The organism is Microcystis sp. LE19-84.1B, from assembly GCF_027531875.1.
Lineage (GTDB): Bacteria > Cyanobacteriota > Cyanobacteriia > Cyanobacteriales > Microcystaceae > Microcystis > Microcystis panniformis.
The window spans coordinates 1-8,070 of record NZ_JAPZSR010000090.1; the positions used below are offsets into that span (position 1 = coordinate 1).

An 8,070-nucleotide genomic window follows, 5' to 3' on the forward strand; every position below is an offset into this window, starting at 1 on the left:
GACTAAGGTTATTTCTTAGCCGCTCGTGTAGGGTTATATTGTTTTGTAGGTTCTACATTTTCGTAGCGGCTTATCCTGTTTTGGTGTTTCTGTGTAGTTTGTTGGCAACGATTCGCACCACACCCCACACCCTACTACTAGGAAAAACTTTGTCAGCAAACCCTAACTATGACCACCGATACTGTCACCACTCCCTCGCCCCAAAAACTCTGGTTAGCAGCCATTAAACCACCAATGTATAGTGTGGCAATTATACCGATTATTTTGGGAACAGCGATCGCTTATCAGGAAACAGGTCTATTTTCTCTGCCGATTTTTGCCACTTTTATCCTCTCAGCTATTTTAATTCTCGCTTGGTTAAATCTCAGTAATGATGTTTTTGATGCCGATACCGGGATCGATGTCAATAAGGCACATTCGATCGTTAATTTAACCGGCAATAAATCTTTAATTTTCTGGCTGAGTAATCTTTTTCTATTAGTGGGTATTGCTGGTATTCTTGCTATTAGTTATTGGCGAGGCGATTGGACTATCCTAGAATTAATCGCCCTCTGCTGTTTTTTGGGCTATACCTATCAAGGGCCTCCCTTCCGTCTCGGTTATCAAGGATTAGGTGAAATTATCTGTTTCTTTACTTTTGGACCCTTAGCGATTGCCGCTGCCTACTATTCCCAAGCTGGTGCTTTTTCTCTCTCTAGTCTAGCGGCTTCAATTATTATCGGGATTACCACTTCTATCATCCTTTTTTGTTCCCATTTCCATCAAGTTGCCGATGATCTCAAAGCGGGTAAAAAATCACCTATTGCTCGTTTAGGTACTTTAAAAGGTTCTAAAGTTTTAACCGTAGTGACGGTTCTCGTTTACGTTTTAACGGTAGTTTTTGTCCTGCTGCAGGTTTATCCCCCTCTCACCCTTTTAATCTTCCTTAGTCTCCCTTTTGCTTGGCAATTAGTCCACCACGTTAACCAAAATCACGACCAACCTCAGCTAGTCAGTAACTGCAAGTTTATAGCGGTTAATCTTCACTTTTTTATTGGCATTCTCTTCTCCCTTGGCTATTTCCTTGCTTCCCGTTCATAGACCGGATTTTTTTTCTTAAACCCCTTGACAAAACCCCATCACTTGACATATACTTATACTCATAATGGGAATCCGTGCCTGCCTGCGAACCCCTCATTTTTAGGTGGGATAGACCGAAAAAAAATTAACCGAATTACTTTTTTCCTCTAGCTATCATCGGTGGTCAATATTCAGCATTCAGCTTGTATTTATTCTCCCCATTTCCCCACATCCCCATTTCCCCATCTCCAAACCCGATCGAGTTTGCACTTATTAACGGAAAAGTGACAGAATAGGGGGATAGATCGCCACAAATAAAGGTTAGCATGAGTGAACAGCCCCTCGGATCGGTTATTCAAGGTTCCCTGAGTGAAGGTTTAGAAATCCGTCTTTATCCGGATATTTCCGTGGAAGATATGCGCGTCGGTAAATTTTTAGTGGTGCAAGGCACTCGCTCGCGTTTTTTCTGTCTCCTCACCGATGTCTCCCTGGGTAACTCCAGTCCCCGAATTATCGCGAATCCTCCCCATCCCGATGATAGTTTTATGCGCGATGTTTTAGCGGGTAGCGGTACTTATGGTACGATTGAACTATCGCCTATGCTCATGTTCACCCCGACTGGAGGTAATTCTCCCGCAGTTTCCGACACTTCTTTAGGCTCTTTTCAACCCCAAACCAGCGCCGATTTAGAATTACTGCCAGTTAAAACTATTCCCGCGCATTTTAGCCAAGTTTATGAAGCTTGTGAGCAGGATTTTCGCATGGTTTTCGGTTGGGAAGATGATCCCACCAGAAAGAATTTTGCTATTGGTCAACCCCTTGACATGGACGTGCCAATATGTATTAATCTCGATCGCTTTGTGGAACGTAGTAACGGTGTTTTTGGCAAATCAGGGACGGGAAAATCCTTTTTAACTAGATTACTAATTTCGGGTATTATTCGCAAACAAGCAGGGGTTAACCTCATGTTTGATATGCACTCGGAATACGGTTGGGAAGCGATGAAAGAGGGGAAGGAGGTTTCTACGGTGAAAGGATTATGTCAATTATTCCCCGGACAGGTAGAAATTTATACCCTCGATCCCGATTCTACCAAACGTCGGGGAGTACGAGGAGCGCAGGAATTATTCTTAAGTTATAATCAGATTGAAATCGAAGATATTCGTTTAATCGGTCGGGAATTAGGCATCTCGGAAGCTAGTTTAGATAATGCCAATATTCTCTATAACGAGTATGGGGAATCTTGGATTACTCAGTTATTAAATATGAGTAACGAGGACATTAAAATCTTCTGTACGGAAAAACAAGGCCATGCGGGATCAATAATGTCCCTTCAGAGAAAATTAATGCGTCTAGATAGTTTGAAATATTTAAGAAGTGTTTGTCCCCACAATTATATCGATCAGGTTTTACAAGCTTTAGATGCGGGTAAGCACGTTGTTATTGAATTTGGCTCCCAAAGTAATATGCTTTCCTATATGTTAGCCACCAATATGATCACCCGTCGGATTCATGCTAATTATGTTAAAAAAGCTGAATATTTTTTACAAACTAAAAACCCCGTTGATCGGCCGCAACAGTTAGTAATTACCATTGAAGAAGCTCATCGATTTTTAGATTCTGCTGTGGTACATCAAACTATTTTTGGAACTATCGCCAGAGAGATGCGAAAATACTTTGTTACTCTCTTAATTGTCGATCAAAGACCTTCAGGAATTGATAACGAAGTTATGTCTCAGGTAGGGACGAGAATCACCTGTTTATTAAACGATGAAAAGGACATCGAAGCCATATTTACTGGGGTTTCTGGAGGGGGAAGTTTGCGATCAGTTTTAGCGAAATTAGACTCAAAACAACAAGCTTTAGTTTTAGGTCATGCGGTCCCTATGCCGGTAGTAATTCGTACTCGCGCCTACGATCAAAAATTCTATGCTGAAATAGGTGCGACCGACTGGAAAGAATTACCCGATGAGGAAGTATTAGCGGCGGCCAAAATTGCCAAAGCTGATCTAGGATTTTAGAAAAATTAATTTTTGATTGTAGAATAGAGTTGGATTGTTTTTACTGTTTACCTCCCATGACCGCTCAAATACCAATCTCGAAGATCAGCTTATACGATCGAGATTTTCAGCTATGGATCGAGACAACCGTTAACCAATTACGACAGGAGGATTTTGCCTCGGTTGACTGGACTAATCTGATCGAGGAATTAGGAAGCATAGGAAAAAATAATCGACAGGCTCTCAAAAGTTTGTTAATTCAATTATTAGCTCATCTGCTCAAGTTAGTTTATTGGCAGACGGAAAGAGAGTATAATGCTAATAAATGGGAAGCGGAAATTATTAATTTTCGAGTTCAAATTGCCGATCTGCTGGAAGACAGTCCTAGCTTAAAACCTTATCTCCTCGAAATTTTCGATTCTTGTTATGGAAAAGCTAGGCAAATAGTCTCAAAATTGAGCAAGCAAGAAATTCCCATAAAAGTCATTATTACCCCAGCAGAAACCCTGGATGAAAACTGGTTTCCTTAACTATGCAACAAGGTGATTTAATCGAGATCGAGATTACCGACCTCAACCATACGGGCGAAGGTGTGGGAAAATACCGAGGACAGGTGATTTTTGTGCCAGATACGGTTATTGGCGATCGCATTCAAACTCGCATCACCTATATCAAAAAAAGTCATGCGATCGGCAAACTACAAACTATTCTACAAGCATCTCCCCATCGTATCCGTCCCCGCTGCATCGTCGCCGATAAATGTGGTGGCTGTCAATGGCAACACATCGAGGATCAATTTCAGCGCCTGGTGAAAAAAGAGCAAGTACAAGAGGTATTAACCAGAATTGGCGGGTTTACCGATCCTTTGGTTTATCCTCCCCTCACCGGTAATTCTCCCCTCGCTTATCGCAATAAAGCTACCTATCCCCTCGGATTTTCCCCCACCAGCAATGTGCAAGCAGGTTATTATCGTCGCGGCAGCCATCATCTGATTAATCTCAATCAATGTCCGATTCAAGATCAGGCTTTAAATCCGTTTCTAGCAGAGATAAAACAGGATATTCAGGAGCAAGGCTGGTCAATTTACGATGAAAAGACCCATCAAGGACAATTACGCCATTTATCCCTAAGAATTGGCCGGCACACGGGAGAAATTTTATTAACCCTGATTAGTACCGATAATAATTTACAGGGAATTGAGACCCAGGCGCGGCAATGGCTGGCAAAATACGCCAATTTAGTCGGTGTAACCGTCAATTATAACCCCGATCGAGGTAATGCTATTTTTGGCAGTCAGACTCAAACTATCGCTGGAAGGGATTATATTACCGAAAAGTTCGCCGGATTAACCTATCAATTGGCTGCCGATACCTTTTTTCAGGTTAATACAGAGGCTGCTGAAGCCTTATTTGCGCTTATTTGCCAGAAATTAGAGCTTAAAGGTGAAGAAATTCTTATTGATGCCTACTGTGGTATCGGTACTTTTACTTTACCCCTCGCTAAACGGGTTAAAGAGGTGATTGGACTAGAATCCTATAGCTTTTCCCTCGATCGAGCCAAGATTAACGCCCAATTAAATAATATTACCAACACAACCTTTATTTTGGGGGCAGTAGAAAAAATTTTACCGCAACTGACAGTTAAACCTGACATTATTCTACTCGATCCGCCCCGCAAAGGTTGCGATCGATCTGTCCTTGATAGTCTGTTACAGCTGCAAAGTCAACGCATTGTTTATATCAGTTGTCAAAGTGCAACTTTAGCCAGAGACTTGCAATATCTCTGTCAAACAGGCGATTATCAACTGCTAGAAGTGCAAACCGCCGATTTCTTTCCCCAAACTCCCCACGTCGAATGCGCTGCTTTTCTTAGACAAAAAAACACAAATATGGTAGGATGAAATAAGGGGAAAAACCCGACCCTTTAGCCGTTTATGGCTGAAAAGTCAACGGTTAAGGATAATAGCATATTAAGCCCCGTTCCAGTTAACTACTTTTTTGATTAATTACCCGCTCAAAGTGGCCTTGATTCTCGATTGGTGTGTAGATCAATCATAAAAATATCTAATCAATCTCAGAGACATAAAAGGGACAAAATATGACTTATTAGGTATGGCAATCATCTAGATCGACGGTTAAGAGACCTTAATCTTTCTGTAAGAGAACAGTCATTGAATAAAAGCTAGAGGTAAAGCGCGTGATTGCTATTTCACTGCCAACAAGCAAAAGAAGCTGGAACACCATGAGTTTCGCTTCCACCTTGTATCTTTGTCCGATTTTAGATTTATTGACCGCTAGTATTCCCGAAGAATTAGAACCAGAAATTAGATTAGGATTGCAAGAAGCTTTAGTTAATGCCGCTAAACACGGCAATCATCTCGATCCCAGCAAAACCGTGGTTGTTCAATTTTCTAGCAGTAGAGACGAGTATTCTTGGGTAATTACCGACGAAGGTGGTGGATTTACCCCCCGTTGTCACCATCATGGCTGTAGTTGCGATTGTCCCGATTTTCCCCCCGAAGAAGCGGAAAATGGCCGAGGACTGTGTATGTTATATCAAATCTTCGACCAAGTTCACTGGAATCAAACAGGAACCCAACTGAAACTTTGTAAACAAATTAAACAGGAACGCTGGTTGAATTAATGGCCATGACCATGAGAAGGACAGGGAGGAGCAGAAATCGAGCGATCGAGCCAGCCTGTAGCCTGTTGTAGCCGAGGAAGTGCTTCTTCTGGCTGATTATCTAATAAAAACACCAAAGCCGTCCCCACTTGTTCAGCGGCCCGAGCATTACGGTTGGCCTTCAGACGATGCCAGTCAATCGGTGCGATCGCCAAACGTTCCGCCAAAATCCGCGCCAATTCCAGGGTAGATAGATCATCAACAGTCTGAGAGGAGGAAGAGACAGGGGATGGAATCATAATCAAAAGGTTTCGTAAAACCGTAAAATCGTCTATAACTATAGTTTAGACGCAGGAAATCCCATCGAGTCCATGTCCTTAGAAGAAAACCCCTATCCTAACGATGAATCGGCAGAATTTACCCAAGCGATTGAAGAAGTCGAAGCGGCGATCGCAACATTAAAAGACCGTTATCGACAGATCAACGAAGCAGAACAGCAAAAAAAAGACCTAGAGGCACAATTTAGCCAAATAGAACCCCAATGGCGGGAAAATCCCCTACCTGAACTAGAAAAGGAATTGTTACAAATTCGCGAACAGATTCAAGAATTAGAGGTAATTTTAGAAAGCAATTTACTTAAAGAAGGGGAATTAAAGCGCCTATTCTGGGAAGGAATCCGTCGCGGACTACTGGGGGAAGTTTTTTGGCAAATTGTCCGCTTTGGTGGTATCGGAGTCTTACTGGGTTGGATTCTGCGATCCTGCAGCGGGTGATTAACTGCACAGGAGTGGGGTGTGTTGCCTTGAGAAGCTGATTAGGGTTCGGTTCCATCGAGACGGATTTTACAATTATTGGCATTGAGCGTATCTAGAGGATCGCCGTTATAAGTGCCTTGTTTAACTATTCCTAACAAAGAAGCGATAACTATACATTTTCTCTCTTGGTTGGGATAGGGCTCGTCGGCATTGGCGGCGGAATATAATACGATTATCGCTTGATCTTTCGGCGGATCAAACCGGGGGAGCTTACTTTTTGGCTCCTGCGGCACATGACCCCGAAAGGAAAACTGCACCCCCGGACTGCCGCCCAGGGTGGGAAAATTATTCACCACCATAAATACTTCCTGCGGCAGATTTAAGGAACCCGCATTAGTATTAGTCGCCACTAAACAACCTGGGTCACTGGCAGTTATTTGCCGGTAAACCGTGGGACCAGTGCCAGTCTCGTCAGTAAAATTAATCGTGCAAATTCTCCCTAGACGGATGGCTTGTTTTTGAGCATCCTGTAGGGCTGATTGTATAGCATCGGTGGCTTCTTGGACTTTATTGCTATTTAACCAAGCTAATAAATTAGGTCCAGTTAAGGCGGCAAGAATTCCCGCAATTGCCAAAGCTACCAAAATTTCTAACAGGGTAAAACCCTGATTTTTATGGACATTTAAACGACGCATCGGGAATCACCTCGACAGAACTTCTGGCAATAACATCATTTTCTTGGTTTTGGTAATCATTAGGAGTTTGACCCGTTGCTAACTTGACTTGATAATCAATACGGAGACGATGGGGATTATCCGATTGTTTAGCAATATTAAAAGTTCGAGCGAGAGAATAGTTTTTCCCGACAATTGTTCTTGTCGGTACTAATTCTTGAGCCGTCGGTATAGTGATGGTGGTCAGGGGAGTATTCGTTAGTCTTCTTCTCAAAGCTGTGCCATAACCCTGATTGATATTTGTACACACATCTGGACTGACATAACTGGGACTGGAAGTCACATCTAAAGTCGAAGCTAAATATTTGACATCCTCAAAATCTTCTTGTATCCAAAAGTTAGCTTGAGCTTGTCTTTCTGACCGAACTTTATATAAGGCATTCACTGCCATTAACTGTAGGGTTCCCGTTAAGAAAGCAGTAATAACTAAAATGGCAATGATTACTTCTAACATCGAGAAACCTGACTCGGACGACGGTAGTTTTAACGGTATTCCCTTTTCTTTTGATTTCACTTTTCACCCCCCCAGTTTTTCCTGAACACTACTGACTTTTTTTATCTCTCAACTACAGAGTACCCAGTTGACATCCTCACCGCCGTAAACGGACGGTGATTCCCAAACCTCACGATTTAGGTTTCTGCTTCTTTCCCGAAGGATTTTTCGCACCTGCCTTAACAGATTTACTCTGTTCTGGTCATCAGGTCGCTCGACAGACTGACACCGCAAGCCCTGCGGCCAAAATATTTTTACTAGCGTTAATATCTCGGTCATGGTGAGTCCCACAGTCTGGACAGTCCCATTCTCGAACATTTAACGGCATTTTCAAGGGCAATATACCCGCAATTACTACACCTTTTAGAGCTAGGAAACCATCTATCTATTTCGATGTAATTTCTCCC

9 protein-coding genes and 1 pseudogene are annotated in these 8,070 nt (G+C 42.5%); 6 read left to right on the plus strand and 4 right to left on the minus strand.

Annotation, left to right across the window (positions count from 1 at the left end; all coding sequences use genetic code 11):
* Positions 1-168: 168 nt before the first annotated feature.
* The 5 genes from menA (at position 169) to O9324_RS05445 (ending at position 5,702) form a co-directional block, all read left to right on the plus strand.
* Positions 169-1,080: a 2-carboxy-1,4-naphthoquinone phytyltransferase gene (menA, locus tag O9324_RS05425; RefSeq protein ID WP_288139655.1), complete on the plus strand. Its 912-nt coding sequence runs from the start codon at positions 169-171 to the stop codon at positions 1,078-1,080.
* A 305-nt stretch (positions 1,081-1,385) separates the two neighbouring features.
* On the plus strand, positions 1,386-3,080 hold the full coding sequence (locus O9324_RS05430) for a helicase HerA domain-containing protein (protein ID WP_002768155.1): 1,695 nt from the start codon (positions 1,386-1,388) through the stop codon (positions 3,078-3,080).
* Positions 3,081-3,136: 56 nt separating this feature from the next.
* Positions 3,137-3,589 (plus strand): DUF29 domain-containing protein, encoded by a 453-nt coding sequence (locus O9324_RS05435; RefSeq protein ID WP_002768153.1) that lies wholly within the window; start codon positions 3,137-3,139, stop codon positions 3,587-3,589.
* 2 nt (positions 3,590-3,591) lie between these two features.
* On the plus strand, positions 3,592-4,959 hold the full coding sequence (gene rlmD / locus O9324_RS05440) for a 23S rRNA (uracil(1939)-C(5))-methyltransferase RlmD (RefSeq protein WP_288139656.1): 1,368 nt from the start codon (positions 3,592-3,594) through the stop codon (positions 4,957-4,959).
* A 341-nt stretch (positions 4,960-5,300) separates the two neighbouring features.
* Positions 5,301-5,702, plus strand: a complete 402-nt coding sequence (locus tag O9324_RS05445; protein WP_002768151.1) for an ATP-binding protein — start codon at positions 5,301-5,303, stop codon at positions 5,700-5,702.
* Here O9324_RS05445 and O9324_RS05450 read toward each other — a convergent pair.
* Entirely contained in the window at positions 5,699-5,980 is a 282-nt protein-coding gene (locus O9324_RS05450; protein WP_288139657.1) for a DUF6439 family protein, read from the minus strand. The genes O9324_RS05445 and O9324_RS05450 overlap by 4 nt on opposite strands.
* A 72-nt stretch (positions 5,981-6,052) precedes the next feature.
* Between O9324_RS05450 and O9324_RS05455 the strand changes: the two genes are divergently transcribed.
* Positions 6,053-6,454 carry a sll0565 family protein gene (locus O9324_RS05455; RefSeq protein WP_002768149.1) on the plus strand — a complete coding sequence of 134 codons (402 nt, stop codon included), beginning with the start codon at positions 6,053-6,055 and terminating at the stop codon, positions 6,452-6,454.
* A 41-nt stretch (positions 6,455-6,495) separates the two neighbouring features.
* Here O9324_RS05455 and O9324_RS05460 read toward each other — a convergent pair whose 3' ends face one another.
* The 3 genes and pseudogenes from O9324_RS05460 to O9324_RS05470 all read right to left on the minus strand — a co-directional run.
* Positions 6,496-7,131, minus strand: a complete 636-nt coding sequence (locus tag O9324_RS05460) for a pilus assembly FimT family protein (RefSeq protein WP_287628840.1) — start codon at positions 7,129-7,131, stop codon at positions 6,496-6,498.
* The gene (locus O9324_RS05465; RefSeq protein WP_287628841.1) at positions 7,109-7,624 is read right to left on the minus strand and encodes a type IV pilus modification PilV family protein; all 516 of its coding nucleotides are present in this window, start codon (positions 7,622-7,624) and stop codon (positions 7,109-7,111) included. Before O9324_RS05465 ends, O9324_RS05460 begins: the two co-directional genes overlap by 23 nt.
* A 169-nt stretch (positions 7,625-7,793) precedes the next feature.
* A pseudogene (locus O9324_RS05470) lies at positions 7,794-8,070 on the minus strand (zinc ribbon domain-containing protein); the annotation flags it as partial.

Bases quoted from the DNA above. Each gene is read 5' to 3' on its own strand.
- O9324_RS05430 (WP_002768155.1), top strand. From the start codon at position 1,386: ATGAGTGAACAGCCCCTCGGATCGGTTATTCAAGGTTCCCTGAGTGAA.
- O9324_RS05445 (WP_002768151.1), top strand. From the start codon at position 5,301: ATGAGTTTCGCTTCCACCTTGTATCTTTGTCCGATTTTAGATTTATTG.
- menA (WP_288139655.1), top strand. From the start codon at position 169: ATGACCACCGATACTGTCACCACTCCCTCGCCCCAAAAACTCTGGTTA.
- O9324_RS05465 (WP_287628841.1), bottom strand. From the start codon at position 7,624: ATGTTAGAAGTAATCATTGCCATTTTAGTTATTACTGCTTTCTTAACG.
- O9324_RS05460 (WP_287628840.1), bottom strand. From the start codon at position 7,131: ATGCGTCGTTTAAATGTCCATAAAAATCAGGGTTTTACCCTGTTAGAA.
- O9324_RS05455 (WP_002768149.1), top strand. From the start codon at position 6,053: ATGTCCTTAGAAGAAAACCCCTATCCTAACGATGAATCGGCAGAATTT.
- rlmD (WP_288139656.1), top strand. From the start codon at position 3,592: ATGCAACAAGGTGATTTAATCGAGATCGAGATTACCGACCTCAACCAT.
- O9324_RS05450 (WP_288139657.1), bottom strand. From the start codon at position 5,980: ATGATTCCATCCCCTGTCTCTTCCTCCTCTCAGACTGTTGATGATCTA.
- O9324_RS05435 (WP_002768153.1), top strand. From the start codon at position 3,137: ATGACCGCTCAAATACCAATCTCGAAGATCAGCTTATACGATCGAGAT.